This is a genomic window from Streptomyces curacoi (genome assembly GCF_001513975.1).
GTDB lineage: Bacteria > Actinomycetota > Actinomycetes > Streptomycetales > Streptomycetaceae > Streptomyces > Streptomyces curacoi.
The window spans coordinates 1,049,386-1,070,463 of sequence record NZ_KQ947984.1; the positions used below are offsets into that span (position 1 = coordinate 1,049,386).

The 21,078-nt window shown below is 71.4% G+C and carries 18 protein-coding genes and 2 tRNA genes; 3 read left to right on the forward strand and 17 right to left on the reverse strand.

Features of this window, described 5'->3' with window-relative positions; translation table 11 throughout:
- Positions 1-47: 47 nt before the first annotated feature.
- The 8 genes from holA to leuS all read right to left on the reverse strand — a co-directional run bounded on the left by holA (position 48) and on the right by leuS (position 10,920).
- Positions 48-1,037 (reverse strand): DNA polymerase III subunit delta, encoded by a 990-nt coding sequence (gene holA, locus AQI70_RS04660; RefSeq protein WP_208607279.1) that lies wholly within the window; start codon positions 1,035-1,037, stop codon positions 48-50.
- Positions 1,038-1,118: 81 nt separating this feature from the next.
- Complete coding sequence (locus AQI70_RS04665; protein ID WP_062144456.1) at positions 1,119-1,364, reverse strand: hypothetical protein; 246 nt, start codon at positions 1,362-1,364, stop codon at positions 1,119-1,121.
- Positions 1,361-2,209: an arylamine N-acetyltransferase family protein gene (locus AQI70_RS04670; protein WP_062144459.1), complete on the reverse strand. Its 849-nt coding sequence runs from the start codon at positions 2,207-2,209 to the stop codon at positions 1,361-1,363. The genes AQI70_RS04665 and AQI70_RS04670 overlap by 4 nt, the downstream gene beginning before the upstream one ends.
- A 4-nt stretch (positions 2,210-2,213) precedes the next feature.
- Positions 2,214-4,886: a ComEC/Rec2 family competence protein gene (locus tag AQI70_RS04675; protein WP_062144462.1), complete on the reverse strand. Its 2,673-nt coding sequence runs from the start codon at positions 4,884-4,886 to the stop codon at positions 2,214-2,216.
- On the reverse strand, positions 4,883-6,055 hold the full coding sequence (locus AQI70_RS37020; protein WP_079051137.1) for a ComEA family DNA-binding protein: 1,173 nt from the start codon (positions 6,053-6,055) through the stop codon (positions 4,883-4,885). Before AQI70_RS37020 ends, AQI70_RS04675 begins: the two co-directional genes overlap by 4 nt.
- Positions 6,056-6,247: 192 nt before the next feature.
- Positions 6,248-7,093, reverse strand: coding sequence for a DegV family protein (locus AQI70_RS04685; RefSeq protein WP_062144469.1), 846 nt, complete (start codon positions 7,091-7,093; stop codon positions 6,248-6,250).
- Positions 7,094-7,185: 92 nt separating this feature from the next.
- Positions 7,186-7,923, reverse strand: coding sequence for a hypothetical protein (locus AQI70_RS04690; protein WP_079051161.1), 738 nt, complete (start codon positions 7,921-7,923; stop codon positions 7,186-7,188).
- Between the two features lie 123 nt (positions 7,924-8,046).
- Positions 8,047-10,920 carry a leucine--tRNA ligase gene (leuS, locus tag AQI70_RS04695; RefSeq protein ID WP_062144475.1) on the reverse strand — a complete coding sequence of 958 codons (2,874 nt, stop codon included), beginning with the start codon at positions 10,918-10,920 and terminating at the stop codon, positions 8,047-8,049.
- A 469-nt stretch (positions 10,921-11,389) separates the two neighbouring features.
- Between leuS and AQI70_RS04700 the strand changes: the two genes are divergently transcribed.
- Complete coding sequence (locus tag AQI70_RS04700) at positions 11,390-12,712, forward strand: ferric reductase-like transmembrane domain-containing protein (protein ID WP_208607280.1); 1,323 nt, start codon at positions 11,390-11,392, stop codon at positions 12,710-12,712.
- Positions 12,709-14,328, forward strand: coding sequence for an NADH-quinone oxidoreductase subunit NuoF family protein (locus AQI70_RS04705; RefSeq protein WP_062144481.1), 1,620 nt, complete (start codon positions 12,709-12,711; stop codon positions 14,326-14,328). The genes AQI70_RS04700 and AQI70_RS04705 overlap by 4 nt, the downstream gene beginning before the upstream one ends.
- 121 nt (positions 14,329-14,449) lie before the next feature.
- Here AQI70_RS04705 and AQI70_RS04710 read toward each other — a convergent pair.
- The 9 genes from AQI70_RS04710 to AQI70_RS39500 all read right to left on the reverse strand — a co-directional run bounded on the left by AQI70_RS04710 (position 14,450) and on the right by AQI70_RS39500 (position 19,789).
- Positions 14,450-14,522 (reverse strand) — tRNA-Ala (locus tag AQI70_RS04710).
- A 234-nt stretch (positions 14,523-14,756) separates the two neighbouring features.
- Entirely contained in the window at positions 14,757-14,990 is a 234-nt protein-coding gene (locus tag AQI70_RS04715; RefSeq protein WP_003976229.1) for a hypothetical protein, read from the reverse strand.
- Positions 14,991-15,495: 505 nt separating this feature from the next.
- Positions 15,496-15,568 (reverse strand) — tRNA-Ala (locus tag AQI70_RS04720).
- A gap of 109 nt (positions 15,569-15,677) precedes the next feature.
- Complete coding sequence (locus AQI70_RS04725) at positions 15,678-16,349, reverse strand: histidine phosphatase family protein (protein WP_062144484.1); 672 nt, start codon at positions 16,347-16,349, stop codon at positions 15,678-15,680.
- Positions 16,340-16,786, reverse strand: a complete 447-nt coding sequence (rsfS, locus tag AQI70_RS04730; RefSeq protein ID WP_004001332.1) for a ribosome silencing factor — start codon at positions 16,784-16,786, stop codon at positions 16,340-16,342. The genes AQI70_RS04725 and rsfS overlap by 10 nt, the downstream gene beginning before the upstream one ends.
- A 113-nt stretch (positions 16,787-16,899) precedes the next feature.
- Positions 16,900-18,591, reverse strand: coding sequence for an LCP family protein (locus tag AQI70_RS04735; protein ID WP_062144487.1), 1,692 nt, complete (start codon positions 18,589-18,591; stop codon positions 16,900-16,902).
- 25 nt (positions 18,592-18,616) lie between these two features.
- Positions 18,617-19,255, reverse strand: a complete 639-nt coding sequence (gene nadD / locus AQI70_RS04740; RefSeq protein ID WP_004001330.1) for a nicotinate-nucleotide adenylyltransferase — start codon at positions 19,253-19,255, stop codon at positions 18,617-18,619.
- 80 nt (positions 19,256-19,335) lie between these two features.
- Entirely contained in the window at positions 19,336-19,500 is a 165-nt protein-coding gene (locus AQI70_RS39495; protein ID WP_004001329.1) for a hypothetical protein, read from the reverse strand.
- A 130-nt stretch (positions 19,501-19,630) separates the two neighbouring features.
- Positions 19,631-19,789: a hypothetical protein gene (locus AQI70_RS39500; RefSeq protein WP_004001328.1), complete on the reverse strand. Its 159-nt coding sequence runs from the start codon at positions 19,787-19,789 to the stop codon at positions 19,631-19,633.
- Between the two features lie 124 nt (positions 19,790-19,913).
- Between AQI70_RS39500 and AQI70_RS04745 the strand changes: the two genes are divergently transcribed.
- On the forward strand, positions 19,914-21,023 hold the full coding sequence (locus tag AQI70_RS04745; protein WP_079051138.1) for a M48 family metallopeptidase: 1,110 nt from the start codon (positions 19,914-19,916) through the stop codon (positions 21,021-21,023).
- The last annotated feature ends 55 nt before the right edge of the window (positions 21,024-21,078 follow it).

Below are 21,078 nucleotides of genomic sequence, written 5' to 3' on the forward strand. Positions count from 1 at the left end.
CGCCACCATGGCCACTGGATCATGCCCGCCGCGCACCTCGGCGCCGGTCAGCCGCGTCCCCTGGAACGCGCCGCCCGCGCGATGATCACGACCGCCTTCTCCAGGGCGTACTCGGGGTCGTCCCCGCCGCCCTTCACTCCGGCGTCGGCCTCGGCGACCGCCTGCAGCGCGACCGCCACTCCGTCGGGCGTCCAGCCCCGCATCTGCTGCCGTACGCGGTCGATCTTCCACGGGGGCATGCCCAGCTCGCGAGCGAGGTCGGCGGGCCGGCCGCCGCGCGCGGAGGACAGCTTCCCGATGGCCCGCACGCCCTGCGCGAGCGCACTGGTGATCATGACGGGCGCCACGCCCGTCGCCAGCGACCACCGCAGCGCCTCCAGCGCCTCCGCCGCCCGCCCCTCGACCGCCCGGTCGGCCACCGTGAAGCTCGACGCCTCGGCGCGACCGGTGTAGTACCGCCCGACGACGGCCTCGTCGATGGTTCCCTCGACATCGGCGACCAGCTGACTCACCGCGGACGCCAGCTCCCGCAGATCGCTGCCGATGGCGTCGACGAGCGCCTGGCAGGCCTCCGGCGTCGCGGACCGCCCGGTCGCCCGGAACTCGCTCCGCACGAACGCCAGCCGATCCGCCGGCTTGGTCATCTTCGGGCACGCCACCTCGCGCGCTCCCGCCTTGCGCGCGGCGTCGAGCAGCTTCTTGCCCTTGGCCCCACCGGCATGCAGCAGCACGAGGGTGATCTCCTCGGCCGGCGCCCCCAGATACGCCGTCACGTCCTTGACCGTGTCGGCCGACAGGTCCTGCGCATTGCGCACGACCACGACCTTGCGCTCCGCGAACAGCGACGGACTGGTCAACTCGGCCAGCGTGCCGGGCTGCAACTGCTCCGGGTTCAGGTCCCGCACATCCGTGTCGGCATCGGCGGCCCTGGCGGCGACCACCACCTCCCGCACGGCACGATCGAGCAGCAGCTCCTCTTGCCCCACGGCGAGCGTCACGGGAGCGAGGAGGTCGTCATTCGCAGTCTTCCTGGCCATCGCGACAAGCATGGCATGGCGGACTGACAACGGGGGCGGGGAGCCGGGGCCGGGCCCCGGGCGCCGTGGACACCGTGTGAGCTACGGCTCCTCGCGCCACCCGTCCCACTCCCCCGCGAACTCGTCCAGCTCCCCCGGGTCGAGCCGCCCCTCCTCGTCCCGCAGCACCACCAGCCACTGCGCGTCCTCGGCGTCGTCCTCGCCGGCCAAGGCGTCCCGCACCAACCGCGGCTCCTCGTCGATCGGGAACCGCTCCCCGAGCGCCTCGGCCACCTCCTCCGCCGCGTCACGGTCGGGCAGCACCAGCACATGTCTCACATCACTCACGGAGCAATTCTCAGGCACCCGGCATCCCGCACCGTCGGCACCCGGTCCAGCTCGATCCCGAACCGCTCCCGGTACACCGTAAGCACCTCCTCGTCCGTGCCCAACTCCTCCTTCTTCCGTGTCCCGTCGGCCGCCGTCACCTTGAACGTCCGGCCGCTGAGCGTGATCCGCCCGCCCTCCTCGGTGACCCGCGAACACACCAGCGACTGCGTGAAGTGCGAGCCCGGCGAGGTGCTGTGCCACCACGCCCCGGCCGCGAAGTCACCGAGCGCCCGCGGCCTCCGCTCCAGCCGGTACTCCGGTCTGCCGTCCAGGACGACGTCCAGATCCGCCGCCTCCGCCGCGTCGTGCCCGCCGCGCACCCCGGCCGCGTCCGGCCCGGCCTCGACGATCCGGAACACACCGGCCGGATCCATCTGCTCACCCCGCGCCTCGAACGCCAGCGGATAGTGACTGTGCGCCCCGAAACCGACATCGGCCAGCCATGTGCCCCCGTCCACCGTCCGCACCTCCAGCGCCATGTGGTCGAAGGGGATCCCCAGCCGCCCCTCCGTCCCGTGGACCCGCGCCGCCAGCAGCGTCACATCGAAGCCAAGCGCGGTGAGCAACGCCCCGAACGCCCCGTTCAGTTCGTAGCAGAACCCACCCCGCCTTGCCCCCACCACCTTGTCCAGCAACCGCTTCTCCGCCAGGACGATCTCCTCGCCGAGGTGGATCGACAGGTTCTCGAAGGGCACGGTCTGCAGATGGCGCAGATGCAGCTCGCGCAGCACGTCCACGGTGGGCCACGCCGGGTGCTCGACCCCCAGGCGACGGAGATAGGCATCGACCTCAACGGAATCCATGACCTCAGTCTCCCGCCACCCGCAGCTCCGCGCCCGCGCCCGCGACGGCCAGCGCCCCGTCCCGGTCCGTGCGCAGCACCACCGCGCCCTGCGCCCGCAGCGCCGCGACCGTACTGGGGGCCGGGTGTCCGTACGGGTTGTCCGCGCCGGCACTGATCAACGCCAGCCGTGGCGCCGCCCGGCGTATCAGCTCCGGGTCCTGGTACGCCGAGCCGTGATGGGCGACTTTGAGGGCGTCCACGCCGGCCAGCAGCGCCCCCGCCGGTGATCTCAACAGGGCCTGCTGAGCGGGGGGTTCGAGGTCTCCGAGCAGCAGCAGCCGCAGCCCGGCCGACCGGACCAGCAGGGTGACACTGGCGTCGTTCGGACCGTCCGGGGCCGGTGCCGGGTGGGGCGGCGGCCACAGCACCTGCCAGCTCAGCGCCCCGGTACGCCGCTCCTCCCCGGCGGCGGCCCGCGTCAGGGGAATGCGCCGCGCGGTCGCCTCCCTGCGCACGAACTCCACCTGTCCCTCGGGCTCCTCGTGCCCGGTCGTCTCGATGGCGCCCACCGCGCGGCCCCGCAGGACGCCGGGCAGGCCCGCCACATGATCGGCGTGGAAGTGGGTCAGCACGACGAGCGGGATCCTCGTGATGCCGAGCGTGCGCAGGCACCGGTCGACCAGCGTCGGATCGGGTCCGGCGTCCACGACCACCCCCGTCCCCTCGCCCGCCGCGAGCACCGTCGCGTCGCCCTGCCCCACGTCGCACATGGCGAACCGCCACCCGGGCGGCGGCCACCCCGTGACCACCCTGGTCAGCGGCGGCGGCTGCACCACCACCAGCAGGAGCAGCACCCCGCAGACAGCACACCACCAGGGGTGGCGCAGCAGGCGCCGACCGGCGAGCAGGCCGACCACCGTGGCGAGGGCGAGCAGCGCCGCTCCGGTCCAACTGCCGGGCCAGTCCACACCGGCCCCGGGCAGGGCGGCTCCCGTACGGGCGATGTCCGCGATCCACCCGGCCGGCCAACTCGCGCACCAGGCGAGCGCCTTGGCCACCGGCATCGCGAGCGGTGCCGTCGCCAGCGCCGCGAAGCCCAGGACCGTGGCCGGCGCGATCGCGAACTCCGCGAGCAGATTGCACGGGACCGCCACCAGACTCACCCGAGCCGACAGCACCGCCACGACCGGCGCGCACACCGCCTGCGCGGCAGCCGCGGCCGCCAGCGCCTCGGCCAACCGCGGAGGCACCCGGCGCCGCCGCAACGCCGCGCTCCACCGGGGCGCAAGGGTGAGCAGGGCGCCCGTCGCCAGGACGGAGAGCAGAAAGCCGTAGCTGCGGGCCAGCCATGGGTCGTACAGCACCAGCAGCAGTACGGCCGTCGCCAGCGCCGGGATCAGCGATCTGCGGCGTCCGGTCGCCAGGGCCAGCAGCGCGACCGCGCCGCAGGCCGCGGCCCGCAGCACACTCGGGTCCGGCCGGCACACGACGACGAACGCGAGGGTGAGCGCACCACCGAGCAGCGCGGTCGACCGGAGGGAGATGCCGAGGCGGGGCGCGAGGCCACGGCGCTCGGCCAGCTGGGCCAGGCCGGGCGGGCCGAGGAGCAGGGCGAGGATGATCGTGAGGTTGCTGCCGGAGACGGCGAGCGTGTGCGCGAGGTCGGTCTCCTTGAACGCCTCGTCCAGTTCCGGGGTGATCCGCGAGGTGTCGCCCACGACCAGGCCCGGCAGCAGCGCCCGCGCATCCGCCGGCAGCCCGTCGGTCGCGTCCCGCAGCCCGGCCCGCAATCGCCCCGCCAGCCGCTGCGCCGCCGACGGCTCCCCCACCACCTCCGGCACCGCCGGGTTCCGCACCCGCAGCACGGCCGCGATCCGGTCCCCGTCCGCCGACGCGGGCGCCAGCCGCGCGGTCACCCGCAGCCGCGTGGACGGCAGGAGCCCCAGCCAGGGCGAACGCCGACCGCCAGCGGACATCGACGCCCGCTCGACGGTCCCGGATGCCCTCTGCCCCACGTCGACGGTCCCGGATGCCCTCTGCCCTGCGTCGACGGGCTCCGCGGACCCCGATCCGCCGTCGACGATCATCAGCACCGGCGCCCGCGTCGCCACCGCCGTGCCGTCCGTCCGCTCGACCCGCCGTACGTCAGCGTCGATCAGCACGGAGGTCGGCGCCAGGTGATCCCCTGTGACCCGGGGCCGGGTGAGTCGGGGATCGGAGGTGACCTCGACCTCGGCGGTCACGGTGGCGTACCCCCGCGCCAGCTCGGGCACCGGCCCACGTCGCAGATCGGCTCCGTGCAGCCCGGCGGAGACGGAGGCCGCGGCGACGCAGAGCAGCACAGCGGCGACCGCGGTACGTGGCCAGGTGAAGCGCGCAGGCACGGGGGCAGACGCAGGCACAGGCACAGAACCCTGCCCCAGCTCAGCCTCCCGGCCCTCAACCCGCCCACCCCGCCGCCCCAGCAGCGTTAAACCTGCCGCGAGCAGGCAGACGACCACCGCACCGGCCACCCACACCGGTGGTGCGTCCAGGGCCAACGCCGCCGTGGCCCAGGCCGCGAGCGCGGGTGGGACGAGTCGGAGGTCCGTCGGTCCCTCCTGTCGGGGGTGGGAGGCGCCGAGCCGTCGTCCGGAGGCGGCGTGGACCGCGCTGCGGGGGGCCACGAGGCCGGGTGTGCGGACGTCGCGGCTCATGGTCGTACGAGATTCTGCAGATCGGCGAAGCGGCGGTCGCCGATGCCATTGACCTCGCGCAGTTCGTCCACCGAGCGGAAGCCGCCGTGCTGGGTGCGGTAGTCGATGATGTGCTGGGCCAGCACCGGGCCGACGCCCGGGAGCGTGTCGAGCTGGTCCGCGGTGGCGGTGTTGAGGGAGACCGGCCCGGCGGGCGCCGCCCCGGCGACCGCCGCACCGCCCGGGACCGTGCCCGCGGCTGTTCCGGGGGCGGGGGTCGGTCCGCCGACGATCACCTGCTCGCCGTCCACCAGGAACCGGGCCCGGTTGAGGCCGTCGGTTTTCGTGCCAGGCCGTACCCCACCGGCCGCGCGCAGTGCGTCGGCCACACGCGAGCCCGCCGGCAGGCGATGGATGCCCGGCTCGCGCACCTTGCCGCTGACGTCCACCACGATCTCCGCCGCGGCCGTGCCCGCAGCACCTGGCGCACCGGCCGCCGAAGCCCCCGACGCGGCTTCCTCCCCCTGCTGCCCTCCCCCGTACGGGGCCGCCGCCCGCACAACCTCGGGCGCCCGCACGGACTGCGCCCGGCCGGCCCAGAAGTGCTGCACGGCGAACCCCGCAGCGAGGACGAGCACCACGGTGAGCGCGACCACGCTCCGCCGCTCCAGCCCACACCGCGCCTGCAACCACACCGGCATCCGCTCCCGCAAAGCCAACCCGGCCCGCGCCCGCCAGTCCCCGGCTCCCGCTTCCCCGGCCCCGGCCCCGGCACTGGACCTGAACCCAGCCCCAGTCCCAGCCTCGACCGCAGCCCCAGCCTCAGCCTCAAGCGCAGCCCTAGCCCCAGCCCCGCCCTCGCCCCCGAAGTCAGCCCCATGACCGCCCCCGTCGGCCGCACCGGCTCCGGGCATGTCCGCGCTCAGCGGCGCATCCGGGCCCCGGGACCAGTCGGCGCGCCGGTCATCCGCCGCCCGACCGGGCGGCCCCGCTCCCGACTCCCGCCACTCCCCGGCCCGTTCGGCGAAAATCACCTCCGCCCGGCGTCGCAGTTCCTCCGCAGACGCATACCGCTGCCGTGCCCGGCCCCGGACCTGCATGCGTCGGCGGCGGGCGCGGCCGTCGGAGTGGGGGCCGCGGCCCGGGCCGCTGGTTGCCGTCGTGGTGCGTGTGCGTGATCGAAGTGCCATGCGACGAGGATCGGACACCTCGGCACACCGGCGATGATCTTGCCCAAATCCCGGGGATTACCACCCAGTTGTGGATAACTCCGCCACCCACACGAGTGACTCACCCACCAGCCAAAGGCCCGTCACCCGACGCGTCCCTCAGCCCAGGCCAACCCCCCACGGCCAGCCGCCCTTTCTCCGGCGGCCACCCGTTCACCGAGGCGAAACGACAACCCCCAGCAGCCCAGGCCCGGTATGCGCCCCGATCACCGCCCCGACCTCGCTCACATGCAGGTCCGCCAGCCCACGCACCCGTGCCCGCAAGCGGTCCGCCAGTGCCGACGCCCGTTCGGGAGCGGCGAGATGGTGCACCGCGATGTCGACCTGCGCGCTGCCCGCCCGTTCGGCGGCGATCTCCTCCAGGCGGGCGATGGCTTTCGACGCCGTCCGTACTTTCTCCAGGAGTTCGATACGCCCGCCGTCCAGTTGCAGCAGCGGCTTCACCGCGAGCGCGGAGCCCAGCAGGGCCTGCGCGGCGCCGATGCGGCCCCCACGGCGCAGATAGTCGAGGGTGTCGACGTAGAAGTAGGCGGCGGTGCCCCCGGCCCGCTTCTCCGCGGCGGTCACGGCCTCGTCCACCGTGCCGCCCGTCTCCGCCGCCTCGGCCGCGGCGAGCGCGCAGAAGCCGAGCGCCATGGCGACCATCCCGGTGTCCACGACCCGCACCGGCACCGGCGCCTCGCGCGCCGCGAGAACCGCCGCGTCGTAGGTGCCGGAGAGCTCGGCGGACAGGTGCAGGGAGACGATGGCGGTGGCGCCGGACTCGGCGACCCTGCGGTAGTGCTCGGCGAAGACCTGAGGGCTGGGGCGCGAGGTGGTGACGGGGCGTCGCTTCTGCAACGCCTGGGCGAGGGAACGGGTCGAGATCTCGGTGCCCTCGTCCAGCGCCTGGCCGCCGAGGACCACGGTCAGGGGTACCGCGGTGATGCCGTGGCGCTCCATCGTCCGCGGCGGCAGGTAGGCCGTTGAATCGGTGACGATCGCGACATGGCGGGACATGAGCTGGAGGTTACCTGGCGTAGCGCCCGGGCGGCAGCCCGACCCCGCTCAGCCGGTGGTGCCTTGACCGGATCATCGTGTGCTCATGGGGCTCAAGTCGTGCTCTCCGGGCGGGTCTTCTTCTGCCAGGGGTACGTCGGACGAGGGCCGGGCGGTGTGATGGCGGGCCGCGTCGGCTCCTCGGCCCGCTGCGACCGAGGGGTGTCCGACCAGGTCTGCTCGCTGGTCACCCCGGCCTCGGTGGCCGGCGCCTCCGGCCACGGAGGCGGCGTCGACGACGACTCCGTCGTCTGCCAGTGCCGCAGAGCGCCGGTCTCCACATCGATCTGCGCGCTGAGGGTGTCCAGCTCGTCCTCGGCGAAGCGGCGGGCCCGGTCGCGGGCCGCCCAGCGCAGCGAGTCCGCCGACCGGACGATCCGCTCGGTGCGCTCGCGCAGCTCGGGCAGCCGCTCGGCGAGCGTCGCGCGGTCCGGCTCGGACTCCAGCCGCCGCAGCTCGGCGTCCAGTTCGTGCCCGTGCGCGCTGAGGCGGTCGAAGAGGCCGAGGGACTCCTTGAGGGACTCGTCCTCGGCCACGCCCGCGTGCAGGGCGTCCTGGGTGGCCCGCATGGAGGTGCGCAGCTTCAGCCGCAGCTGGGCGAGCTCGCCGGCCGGGCCGGGCTGGGCGAAGGACTTGGCCCGCAGGGTGTGGTCCTCGACCGTGCGCCGGGCCTGGGCGATGCCGTCATCAACGCGGCGTTTGGCGGCGCCGACGACCTTCACCGTGGCGTACGCGCCGAGCACGACCAAGAGCACGAAGAGCAGGGCGACCACTGCGAACACTGCATCCACGAGCTTCTCCTCCAACCGGCTTCGACACGCCGCGTCACTCTTCAACGGTAAACGCAACAGGCAGGTCCGGAGTTCCAGCAGAACCCCGAACCTGCCCGTAGGGGATCACCCCGAGCCGGATGCCTACGCCGGAACGATGTTCACCAGCTTCGGCGCCCGCACGATCACCTTCCGGATCCCGGCGCCGTCCAGCGCCGCCACGACCTTCTCGTCGGACAGCGCGACCTTCTCCAGCTCCTCCTCGGAGATGGCCGGCGAGACCTCCAGGCGGGCCTTGACCTTGCCCTTGATCTGCACGACGCAGGTCACGGTCTCGTCCACGACGTACGCCGGGTCGGCGACCGGGAAGTCCTGGTGGACGACCGAGTCGGTGTGGCCCAGCTTGCGCCACAGCTCCTCGGCGATGTGCGGGGCCAGCGGCGCGATCAGCAGGACCAGCGACTCGGCGACGGAGCGCGGGATCGCACCGCCCGCCTTGGTCAGGTGGTTGTTCAGCTCGGTGACCTTGGCGATCGCGGTGTTGAACCGCATGCCCTCCAGGTCCCCGCGCACCCCGTCGATCGCCTTGTGCAGGGCCCGCAGCGTCTCCTCGTCGGGCTCGGCGTCGACGACCGTCACCTCGCCGGTCGTCTCGTCGACGACGTTGCGCCACAGCCGCTGCAGCAGCCGGAACTGACCGACCACCGCGCGCGTGTCCCACGGCCGGGACACGTCCAGCGGGCCCATCGCCATCTCGTACAGCCGCAGCGTGTCGGCGCCGTACTCGGCGCAGATCTCGTCCGGAGTGACGGCGTTCTTCAGGGACTTGCCCATCTTGCCCAGCAGCCGGGAGACCTTCTCGCCCTGGTAGTAGTAGGCGCCGTCGCGCTCCTCCACCTCGGCGGCAGGCACCGCGATGCCTCGGCTGTCGCGGTAGACGTAGGCCTGGATCATGCCCTGGTTGAACAGCTTGTGGAACGGCTCCGCGGAGGAGACGTGCCCCAGGTCGTACAGCACCTTGGACCAGAAGCGGGCGTACAGCAGGTGCAGCACGGCGTGCTCGGCGCCGCCGACGTACAGGTCGACACCGCCGTGCGGCCGGTCCTCGCGCGGGCCCATCCAGTACTGCTCGATCTCCGGGTCGACCAGCTGCTCGCTGTTGTGCGGGTCCAGGTAGCGCAGCTCGTACCAGCAGGAACCGGCCCAGTTGGGCATGGTGTTGGTCTCGCGGCGGTACCGCTTCGGCCCGTCGCCCAGGTCCAGGGTGACGTTGACCCATTCCTCGTTGCGCGACAGCGGCGTCTCGGGCTGGGTGTTCGCGTCGTCCGGGTCGAAGGTGCGCGGGGAGTAGTCCTCGACCTCGGGCAGCTCCAGCGGCAGCATCGACTCGGGCAGGGCGTGGGCGATGCCGTCCTCGTCGTAGACGATCGGGAAGGGCTCGCCCCAGTAGCGCTGGCGGCTGAACAGCCAGTCGCGCAGCCGGAAGTTGACGGTGCCCTCGCCGATGCCCTTGGACTCCAGCCACTCGGTGATGCGCGCCTTGGCCTCGACGACGCCCAGGCCGTCCAGGCTGACCTCGTCGTTCGACGAGTTGATGATCTTCGCTTCGTACGACGAGAAGGCGTCCTCCCACGTCGAGGTGTCCGTGCCCCGCCCGTCGGTCGGCTCGACGATGCAGTGGATCGGCAGCTCGAAGGCGCGCGCGAACTCGAAGTCGCGCTGGTCGCCGGCCGGGACGGCCATGATCGCGCCGGTGCCGTAGCCCATCAGGACGTAGTCGGCGATGAAGACCGGGATCCGCTCGCCGTTGACCGGGTTGGTGGCGTACGAGCCGATGAAGACGCCGGTCTTGTCCTTGGCCTCGGCCTGGCGCTCGACGTCCGACTTGGAGGCGGCCTGCGCGCGGTAGGCGGCGACGGCCTCGGCCGGAGTGGCGTGGCCGCCGGTCCACACGTCGTGCGTGCCCTCGGGCCAGGCGTCCGGGGTGAACTTCTCGACCAGCGGGTGCTCGGGTGCCAGCACCATGTACGTCGCGCCGAACAGGGTGTCCGGGCGCGTGGTGAAGACGGTGATGCGCTCGCCGTCGATCGGGAAGTCGACGCGGGCGCCCTCGGAGCGGCCGATCCAGTTGCGCTGCTGCAGCTTGATGGCCTCGGGCCAGTCCAGCTCCTCCAGGTCCTCCAGCAGGCGGTCGGCGTAGGCGGTGATCCGCATGTTCCACTGGCGCAGCTTGGCCTTGAAGACCGGGAAGTTGCCGCGCTCGGAGCGGCCGTCGGCCGTGACCTCCTCGTTGGCCAGGACCGTGCCCAGGCCGGGGCACCAGTTGACCGGCGCGTCGGAGGCGTAGGCCAGGCGGAACCCGCCCAGGACGTCGGCGCGCTCCGCGGCGCTCAGCTCGCTCCACGCGCGCGTGGTCCCCGGTACGGCACGCTCACCGGACTCGAACTGGGCGACCAGCTCGGAGATCGGGCGGGCCTTCTTCGCCGCGTCGTCGTACCAGGAGTTGAAGATCTGCAGGAAGATCCACTGGGTCCACTTGTAGTAGTCCGGGTCGATCGTGGCGAACGACCGGCGCTTGTCGTGGCCCAGGCCCAGCCGGCGCAGCTGGGCCTTCATGTTCTCGATGTTGGCCTCGGTGGACACGCGCGGGTGGGTGCCGGTCTGCACGGCGTACTGCTCGGCGGGCAGGCCGAAGGCGTCGAAGCCCAGAGTGTGCAGGACGTTGTGGCCGGTCATGCGCTGGAAGCGGGCGAAGACGTCCGTGGCGATGTAGCCCAGGGGGTGACCGACGTGCAGGCCCGCACCCGAGGGGTACGGGAACATGTCCATGATGAACTTCTTGGGCCTGGCGACCAGCTCCGGGTCACCCGCCAGATCACCCTTGGGGTTCGGTGCCGCGTAGGTGCCCTCGGCGTCCCAGAAGTCCTGCCAGCGTGCCTCGATGTCGGCCGCCATGGCGGCCGTGTAGCGGTGCGGCGCTGCCGCCTCGGCGGCGGCAGCGGGGTTCGTCTCGCTCATGATCCTCAAAGCTCCATCGATCGTCTCTGCCAGCGGCTGCGATTCCCGAGAAACGAAAAATCCCCTCGCACAGGAGGGGACGCCGCGCCGATTCCGACCATCCGATTCGCCCGGTGGTCGGGACTGATCAGCGCGGCTCGCTAAGCAGAAGGCGTACGGCACGCATGGCGTCAGGGTACCGCAGCGCCGGAGCGGGTCGCGACGGACTTGCGGCCCGGGGCGCGCGGGGCGCGAGGAATAGGCGCGCGTGAACAATGGCGCCCCCGGTTCCGTACTTGAGGGTTGTGAAGACCCGGAAAAGCTGAACAACGTTCAATTGTTACCTGGCGTAACAGTCGCTAAGGGACAACGCGAGACCCTCGCAGCCCGTAGATAACAACGCAATAACTCAAACGCCGTACCCCTCGGTATGGAGCCACTTAGAGTGCGGCAGCGGGACCGCCTTCCCGAACCGCTCGGAGTTGCCCCCATGAACCCTCGTCGTAGTAACAGTTCGCTCCCCCCAACGGGCCGGTCGGCCTACGGGGTGGCGACCGCTGCTGTTCTGCTGCTCATACCCCTGGTCGTGCTGCTCGGCGGCACCTGGCTCCAGGAGTTCCTCAACTTCGGCGCCGGAGTCCTGTCGCTCGTCTGCCTCACCTGCTCGGTGATCTGGGGTCTCGTCGCCCAGGACCGGATGATCCTCAACACCCGCCAGCGGATCATCGCGCAGGGCATCCACCGGGTGACCGCCGTGGCCGCGATCGCGTTCCTCCTGGTGCACATCGGCGTCAAGCTGGCACTGGACCACGCCAGCCCGATCGCCGCGCTGATCCCGTTCAGCCTCGTGTTCTTCGGCGGGAACGAGATCCCGGGCAGCGCCTTCCTCATCGGCCTGGGCTCCCTGGCCGCCCTGCTCATGATCTTCGTGGGCGTCACCGGCGCGCTGCGCAACCAGTTCGCCTCCCCAGCGCCGATCGCCGCACGCTGGCGCGCGATGCACATGCTGGCCTACCCCGCCTGGTGCGCCGCCCTGATCCACGGCCTGTTCGCCGGCCGCCCGGCGGCGACGTTCTTCATGGTCTGCTACGAGCTGTGCGTGGTCGCCGTCGCCGCGGCCCTCGCCCTGCGCGCCGCCCCGCGCCCCTACAAGCGCAAGGTCGCCGACCGGATCGCCCAGATCATCGGCAACGACGTGCCCGCGGGCCGCGAAGACCTGGAGGAGAGCCGCGCCAGGGCGGCGTCCGGGTCCGCGCTGCCGGGCTACGAGAGCCGGCGCCCGCGGCGGCCGTCACGCGACGAGCGGACGGGCCCCCTGCCCGGCATGCCCTCCCACGCCCCCACCGCCGCGGACTCCACCGGCGGCTTCGCCGCGGCCTACCGGGCCGTGTCCCCACGCTCGCGCAGGCAGCAGCAGCCCTTCATGGCGGACCAGACCTCGCGCATGGACCTGCCCCTGGACATGCAGCCGACCGAGGCGATCCCCCGCTTCGACGGCGGCTCGGGCAGCACCTCGGGCAGCTGGCCGATCCCCTCCCCGCCGCCGGTCGGCGAGGCCCCCCCGTCGGCCTACGACCCGCTCAACGACACCGGATACAACATCCCGGTCTACGGCAATTCGGGCGCCGCGGGCTATGGGTCGAGTGATGTGTACGACACCGCTGAGACGAACGCCGTCTTCGGTACGTACAACCAGAACGACACGTACAACAACAGCGGTCCCGCCACTGAAACACTGCCCGGTGCCTCCTACGACTTCGACGCACCGGGTTCGGGCGAACCTTGGAACACGCCTTCCGGAGGCTTTAAGTGAACGAGGCCCTGCCCGACGTCCCCGAAGTCCGCGTCGTCGGCCTTCCTCAGCTGACGTCGGGCTTCGACCTTGTCGAAAGACTCGATCTGCCCATGCATCTGAAGGTGCACGGGCCGCTCGAACCGATGGGCGGCGAACAACTCGCGAAGCTCGCCGAGAACATCAACCTGAAGGGCCGCGGCGGCGCGGGCTTCCCCTTCCACCAGAAGCTGCGCTCGGTCGCCGAGTCCGCGATCAAGCGCGGCGTGCGGCCGGTCGTCGTCGTCAACGGCAGTGAGGACGAACCGGCCTGCCGCAAGGACACGGTGATGATCAACCGTGCCCCGCACCTCATCCTGGACGGCGCCCTGCTGTGCGCCGAAGCCCTGGGTGCCCGCACGCTCGTGGTGGGGGTCACCCGGGAGTCCACCCAGCGCTCCATGGAGGCCGCGCTCGCCGAACGCGGCCTCAGCAACAGCCGCCGCTCCGCTCTACGCGCGTGGGTGCAGCGCAACCCGGTCCGTATGGTCACCGGCGCCGCCGCCTCCCTGATCCGCTCCATCGACGGCGGCCCGGCGATCCCGCCCGGCCGCAAGGTCAGCGCCTCGCAGAACGGCGTCGGCGGCGCACCCACCCTGCTGTCCAACGCCGAGACGTTCGCCCAGCTGGCCATCGCCGCCCGCATCGGCCCGGAGCGCTACGGCAACACCGGCCTGTACGACGAGCCGGGCACCGTCATGCTCACGGTGTCCGGCGCCGTCGCCCGCCCGATGGTGATCGAGGTCCCCACGGGCGTACCGCTGCGCTACGTCCTCCAGCTCGCCGGCGCCCCGCCCGTCCCGCAGGGCGTGCTGACCGGCGGCTACCACGGCAAGTGGATCGACGCGGCGACGGTCGACGAGGCCATCGTCTCCCGCAACTCCCTGGACGCGGTGGGCGGTTCGCTGGGCGCCGGCGCGATCCTGCCGATCAGTCAGGAGACCTGCCCGCTGGGCGAGTCCCTCCGCGTCGCCCAGTGGCTGGCCGAGGAGAGCGCGGGCCAGTGCGGCCCCTGCTACCTCGGCCTGCCGGCCGCCGCGCGCGGTCTGGAGGACATCCTCAACGGCGGCGGTCCCGCCGCCCTGGAGGCGCTCAAGCAGGTCGCGCAGAACGTGAAGCGGCGCGGCGCCTGCTCGCACCCGGACGGCTCCGCGATGTTCCTGGAGTCGACCATCAAGGCGTTCACCGACGACCTGGCGGCGCATGTCCTCGGCAACGGCTGCGGACGGCCCGTGGAGGGCGTTCTGCCGCTCCTCGAGGGCGGCAGGGCGCCTACGGGCATCCCGGGCGGCGGCGAGTCGGAGGAGAACGGCCCCAGCCGCCAGAAGATCTTCGTCGACTGGACGCTGTGCCGCGGCCACGGCCTGTGCGCGGACATCCTCCCGGAGGTCTTCCAGCTCGGCGCCGACGGCTTCCCGACCGTCGCCCAGGCCAGGGTGCCGCGCTACGCCGAGGCCAAGGCCCTGCGGGCGGTGCGCCGTTGCCCGGCCCTGGCGCTGCGCATCGAGGAGGACACGCGCGCGCAGGACTCGTCCCGCAGCAATCTGCCGGTCCTCTCCCAGGGCCGCGGCAGGCGGGCACTGGGGCGCGGCAACTGAGCACGCGCGCGTGAAGGGGCCGTCCGGATCGGACGGCCCTTTTTCAACGGCCTCTGAAAACAGGGTTCTCGGCCCAAACGAAAGATCCCGCCGGATCGACTGACCCGGCGGGATCTTGCTGTGGAGCTAAGGAGAATTGAACTCCTGACCTCCTGCATGCCATGCAGGCGCTCTACCAACTGAGCTATAGCCCCTTGCTTTGGTCCGCCCGGTTTCCCCGGCGGCGACGCCAACATTACCCGGCGACGGGCCCAGCACCAAATCGTTTCCGATCCGCCCCGCCACAGGCGCTGACGTCGGCTTCCTCGGGCCGGGCGGCCTGCTGGCGCCGGGGGGTGCGTCGCCTGCGCCCGGCCCCGGGCAGCATGAACTGCGTCACAACGGCGTCGAGTTGCCGTCGCCGCCCGCCCGCGCCCCAGGGGGCGTGTTCAGGCCGTGACGAAGGAATAGAAGCGCTTGAGGGTGCAGTGTTCCTCCAGGAGGCGGCCGTAGATCGGTTCCCCCTCGAGTTCACGGTAGGTCTCGATCGGGTCGCCTTTTATGATCAGCGCCCGCGCGCATTCCTCGCACCAGTACTGGTAGTCGGGGTTCACCGGTTCCATGTCGCGGACGATCGGCGTTCCGCTGCCGCACCAGTCGCACTTTCGCCTGTGTGCACCCATCGATCAGCTCCAGCTGTGGCCGCAGGCCGTGCACACGTAGGAAATCCCGCCGTTGTCACCGAGCAGCTGGGCGACATGGACGGAGCCGCAGGAAGGGCAGCTGAGGCGGGTGATCGTATCCCGTGTCAATGCCGCTTCGAAGAGGTGACCGACCTCTCCGAGGATGCTCGCAGGCATCGCTACTCCCTCCCGTCGGGCCGCGCCCCCTTCCGGCCGTTTGATTCTGCCACGGCCGGACCAATACGGTCAGCGACGCCTCAGTACCAGTCCGGACACGGCAGCCTCCGCGACCGTACGAACCGCGCGAACCCGCACCCCGAAGCGCCTCATGAGAGGTATACGCCTGGCGGGCCCAAGTCACTCAAGCCGAACCGGAACAGTTCGGCGCGGGTCGCTGCCGCGCCCGAACCGGACGCATGAGCCCGGCCGTTGATCCGAGCGCCTGCCACGGATACCAGAAGATCCCGCCGATCAAAGCGATCGGCGGGATCTTGTTGTCTCGCTGTGGAGCTAAGGAGAATTGAACTCCTGACCTCCTGCATGCCATGCAGGCGCTCTACCAACTGAGCTATAGCCCCTTGCGTTCGTTCTCCGCCGCTCGGCGGGGCGAACAAGAAGAACTTTAGCCTGCGACCTGCCAGAAAGTGAAATCCGGGTCCCGGGTCGCCCCGACCGGGACCCCCGACGTCAGTCGTCGTCGCCGAGAACCGGCTCCGGCAGGGTGCCGGCGTTGTGCTCCAGCAGACGCCAGCCGCGGGCTCCCTCGCCCAGGACTGACCAGCAGCAGTTGGAGAGGCCGCCGAGGGTCTCCCAGTAGCGGGCCTCCAGGCCCAGGAGACGGCCGATGGTCGTACGGATCGTGCCGCCGTGGCTGACGACGACGAGGGTGCCGTCGTCGGGCAGCTTCTCGGCGTGCCGGAGCACCACGGGGGCGGCACGGTCGGCGACCTCGGTCTCCAGTTCGCCGCCGCCGCGGCGGACCGGCTCACCGCGCTTCCACGCGGCGTACTCCTCGCCGTGCCGCGTGATGATCTCCTCGTGCGTCAGGCCCTGCCAGACGCCGGCGTAGGTCTCGCGCAGCCCCTCGTCGTGCGTGACCTCCAGGCCGGTGAGCGCGGCGAGCTCGGCGGCCGTGTGCGCGGCGCGCTGGAGGTCGGAGGCGATGATCGCGTCAGGCTGGAGGCCCGCCAGCAGCCGGGCGGCGCGGCGGGCCTGGGAGACGCCGGTCTCGGTGAGGGCGACGTCCGTGGTGCCCTGGAAGCGGCGCTCCACGTTCCAGGAGGTCTGGCCGTGCCGCCACAGGATGACGCGGCGGCCCCGCCCCGGCTTACCGGCCTCGCTGAAGGAGCTCACCGCCACTCACCGCCCAGCTCGGCCTCCTCCTCGGCGGCCTGCAGCTTGGCGTGCTCCGCGGCCTTGCCGCGGGTGGCCTTGGCGTCGTCGGGCAGCTCCAGTTCGGGGCAGTCCTTCCACAGCCGCTCCAGCGCGTAGAAGACGCGCTCCTCGCTGTGCTGGACGTGCACGACGATGTCGACGTAGTCGAGCAGCACCCAGCGGGCCTCGCGGTCGCCCTCACGGCGCACCGGCTTGGCGCCGAGCTCCTTCAGGAGCCGCTCCTCGATCTCGTCGACGATCGACTTGACCTGGCGGTCGTTGGGGGCGGAGGCCAGCACGAAGGCGTCCGTGATCGACAGGACGTCGCTGACGTCGTAGGCGATGATGTCGTGCGCGAGCTTGTCGGCGGCTGCCTGGGCGGCGGTGTTGACGAGCTCGAGAGAACGGTCGGTAGCGGTCACTACAAGGCTTTCGGTCGGCGGTCACTTGGTACCAAGGGTCTCACGGACCGCCGACAGCACCCCACGTGATTACCGGCTCACGTGGGGTGGCCTGCGGCTATGGGTACCCACGGCTACGAGGAGGCCGGTTCGTAGTCCTGGCCCAGCACCACCGAGACATCCGCGTTCGCGGTCACCTCGCCCTTGGCGACCGCCCCGGAGGGCAGGCCCAGGGTCTTGGCGACCTCGGTGGCGTTCTCCTTGTCGGCGGCGTCGGCGTAGACGACCTTCGACGTGGCGGCCGTGGACGCCGTACCGCCTTCCAGGAAGGTGAAGCCGCCGTTCAGCAGCACCACCCGGGCCTTCTCGGTGTTGTCCTTGGCCCCGCTGGCGTTGCGGACGGACACGCGGACGGCGGCGTCCTTGTCCGGGCTCTTGGCGGTGCCTCCGAGGACGTCCCTGACGACGCTTGAGCTCGCCTGGGCGCTCAGCGTGCCGTCGGTCTGGACGGGCAGCAGGGCCGTCCGGTAGTCGCCGCCCTTGGCGAGGTCGGCGAGCTTGGCGAGGAAGGCGCCGAGGTCCTTGTCGGTCAGCGGCGGCTCGATGATCATGCCCAGCGTCTGAATGGTGACCGTGGCGCCCTGCGTGTCCGAGGTCAGCTTGCGCAGCACGCCCTGCATGACCTGCCCGAACCGCTCCAGCTGGGCGTTCTGGGCCTCGCCCGAGGCCTGGTAGGTGGCGTAGGCGACGGCCATCTTGCCGCTGAGGGTCTGGTCCTTGCCCTTGCGCACGAGTGGCGCGGCGCCCTTGGATTTGGCGTCCGGGTCGGGCACGTCGGTGTTGGTGTCGACCTCGATGTTGCCGATCAGGTCGACGAGGTTCTGCAGATAGGGCGTGTCCAGGCGCCAGGTGCCCTGGATCTCGGTGCCGAGGACGGTGTCGATCGCGTCGCGTGTGCCGGAGGAGCCGTCGTCGTCGACCGACTTGGCGAGGGTGGTCGTGGTGCCGTCGTCGCCGGTCAGGGCGAGGGAGTTGGGCAGCAGGACGGTGGTGCCCTGCTGGGTGGTGGTGTTGTCGACGAGCAGCGCCGTGGAGGTGCCGCCCTTCTTGGTGTTGTGCAGATGGACGACGATCACGTCGCGCTTCTGGGCGCCGACGGCCGTCCCAGTGCCGGTCTTCTCGTCGGAGGACGACAGCGCGGGCAGCTTCCCGGCGTACCAGAGGTAGCCGACACCGCCTGCCGCGACGAGCGCCATGACGACCGCGAGGGCGATCACGCGCGCGCGTGCCCGTCGCTTGGCCTCCTCGCGGCGCTCGGTGCGGTTCTCGGTGAACTTCAGCCAGTCGATGACGTCCTCGGAGTCCGCGTCGGGCTCCTCGACGAAGGCGAACTGCTCGGTGCGGTAGTCCCGTTCGTCCCGGTCCTGGGTCTGCGGGACCTCGACCGGCCCGGCCTGGTGCGGGATGTAGGCGGTCTGCTCGGCCACCCGGTGCTGCTGACCGCTGGTGGCGGTACGCCCGTAGGGGTCGTACGGCGGCGAGTGCGCGCCGTGCTGCTGGTGCGTGCCGGTGCCGTACGCGTCGTAGGCGGGCGTGGGCGGCTGCTGGCCGGTGTCACCGGCCGCGTAGGGGTCGTACGGCGGGACCGGCTGCTGCCGGCCGGTCGCGTACGGATCGTAGCCGTAGCCCTGCTGTGCGTACGGGTCGTACGGCTGCTGCTGCGCCGGGAGCTGTCGGTACACCGGCTGTCCGTACTCGTCGTAGCCGACGAGTTCGTACTGGTCGGCCCCGTATTCCGCGGCTCCCGCGTCGTATCGGTCGTTCACCGTCGCCCCTCTCGGCTCACTAGCCTCACTCGCCGCGGTACAGCTCGCGCTTGTCGATGTAGCGCACGACTCCGTCCGGCACCAGATACCAGATGGGGTCGCCCTTGGCGACTCTCGCGCGGCAATCGGTGGACGAGATGGCCAGCGCGGGCACTTCGACCAGTGAGACGCCGCCCTCCGGGAGGCCGGGGTCGTTGAGGTGGTGGCCGGGCCGGGTGACCCCGATGAAGTGCGCGAGGGAGAACAGCTCCTCCGAGTCCCGCCAGGTGAGGATCTGGCCGAGGGCGTCGGCGCCGGTGATGAAGAAGAGGTCGGTGTCGGGGTTGAGCGCGCGCAGGTCGCGCAGGGTGTCCACGGTGTACGTCGGGCCGCCGCGGTCGATGTCGATGCGGCTGACGGAGAACTGCGGGTTCTCGGCCGTGGCGATGACCGTCATCAGATAGCGGTCCTCGGCCGGGGAGACATGCCGGTGGCTCTTCTGCCACGGCTGACCGGTCGGCACGAACACGACCTCGTCGAGGTGGAACTGCGCGGCGACCTCGCTGGCCGCGACGAGGTGGCCGTGGTGGATCGGGTCAAAGGTCCCGCCCATGACGCCGAGGCGGCGCTTGCCGCGGTTCGACGGGCCGTTTCCGGGGCCGGTAGGCATGTCCTGCTCTCCCATGCGTGCAGACCCTACCGGCCCCGCCTGAGGGCTCCGGCCGACCGCTGTCCGGGGGGACCGGGAAAAGGCCTGGCCAGGATTCAGCGGTCGCGGTTGAAGCGGGTGGTGATCCACAGCAGAAGGAGCAGGATGACGAACGCGCCACCCCCGGTGAGCAGCGGGCTGAGGCTTTCGTGGTTGCCACCGTGCTCCTCGCCCTCGGCGGCGAGGGTGACCAACTGGGCAGCGGCGCTGTGGAAGCTCATCTTCGGCGTGACCTATCCGGGTGTGGGCGGGATAAAGATGTCGGCTCATCGTAAGCGGGTGCCACGACGGCGATCACGCCGACTCCACTGTCGGGGAACCTCCGAGGCCGCGGGGAACCTTCCCGGAGGCTCAGTCGTCCTTCCGCCTGTAGCCCCGCAACAGGAACCACGCGGTCAGCACACAGCCCACGACCATCACGATCAGTACCACCCGGAGCAGATTCCCCGCCCCCTGCTGCTCGGCGGCGCGCGCGGCCTCGGTGAGCCAGGCGGCTGGGTTGTGCTCCATGGCGCGGAACTCCTTCGCTGTAGTGCCCGTCCACGGTAACTCCGCCTAGGCTGGGCTCTGCTTCGGGGGTGCAAAGGGCAGAAAAAGGCTCCGCAAAGGGCCGCACAGAGCCATCCACACGCACATGGGGGAAGACATGTCCGACGGCCACGAGCACAACGGGCACGAGAACGTGCCGAGCAGGCAGCGCAGGCGTTTCCCGGGGATCTCCTCGCGTGCGTACGAGCACCCGGCGGACCGCTCGGCCCTGGTGGCCCTGCGGAAGCTCAGCGGCTTCGACACGGTCTTCAAGGCCCTGAGCGGCCTGCTGCCCGAGCGCAGCCTCAGGCTGCTGTTCCTGTCCGACTCGGTGCGGGTGTCGGACCAGCAGTTCGCCCATCTCAACGACATGCTGCGGGACGCCTGCTACATCCTGGACCTGGAGAAGGTCCCGCCGATGTACGTCAACCAGGACCCGCAGCCGAACGCGATGTGCATCGGCCTTGACGAGCCGATCATCGTGGTGACCACCGGCCTGGTGGAGCTGCTCGACGAGGAGGAGATGCGGGCGGTGATCGGCCACGAGGTGGGTCACGCCCTCTCCGGCCACTCCGTCTACCGCACGATCCTGCTCTTCCTCACCAGCCTGGCGGTCCGGGTCGCCTGGATCCCGCTGGGCAACATCGCGATCATGGCGATCGTGACGGCGCTGCGGGAGTGGTTCCGCAAGTCGGAGCTGTCCGCTGACCGGGCGGGGCTGCTGGTCGGCCAGGACCTCCAGGCGTCGATGCGCGGGCTGATGAAGATCGCGGGCGGCAACCATCTGCACGAGATGAACGTGGACGCGTTCCTGAAGCAGGCCGAGGAGTACGAGGCGGGCGGCGACCTGCGCGACTCGGTCCTGAAGATCCTGAACGTCCTGCCCCGCTCCCACCCCTTCACCACGGTCCGGGCGGCCGAGCTGAAGAAGTGGGCCGAGTCCCGCGACTACCAGCGGCTCATGGACGGCCACTACCCGCGCCGCTCGGAGGACAAGGACACGTCGGTCACCGACTCCTTCCGCGAGTCGGCGTCCCACTACGCCACCCATGTGAAGTCCTCCAAGGACCCCCTGATGAAGCTGGTCACGGACCTCGCCGGCGGCGCGGGCGACCTGGGAGGCCGGGTCCGGCGGGGCTTCGGCGGCTTCACGAGCACACCCCCCAAGGACGAGCCGAGGCACGACGCCCCGGACGACGGCGACACCGAGAACTGACGGCCCGGAAGGGACCACACGGTCGACAGCACGTCCACAGCGCCGGCGCCCGGCA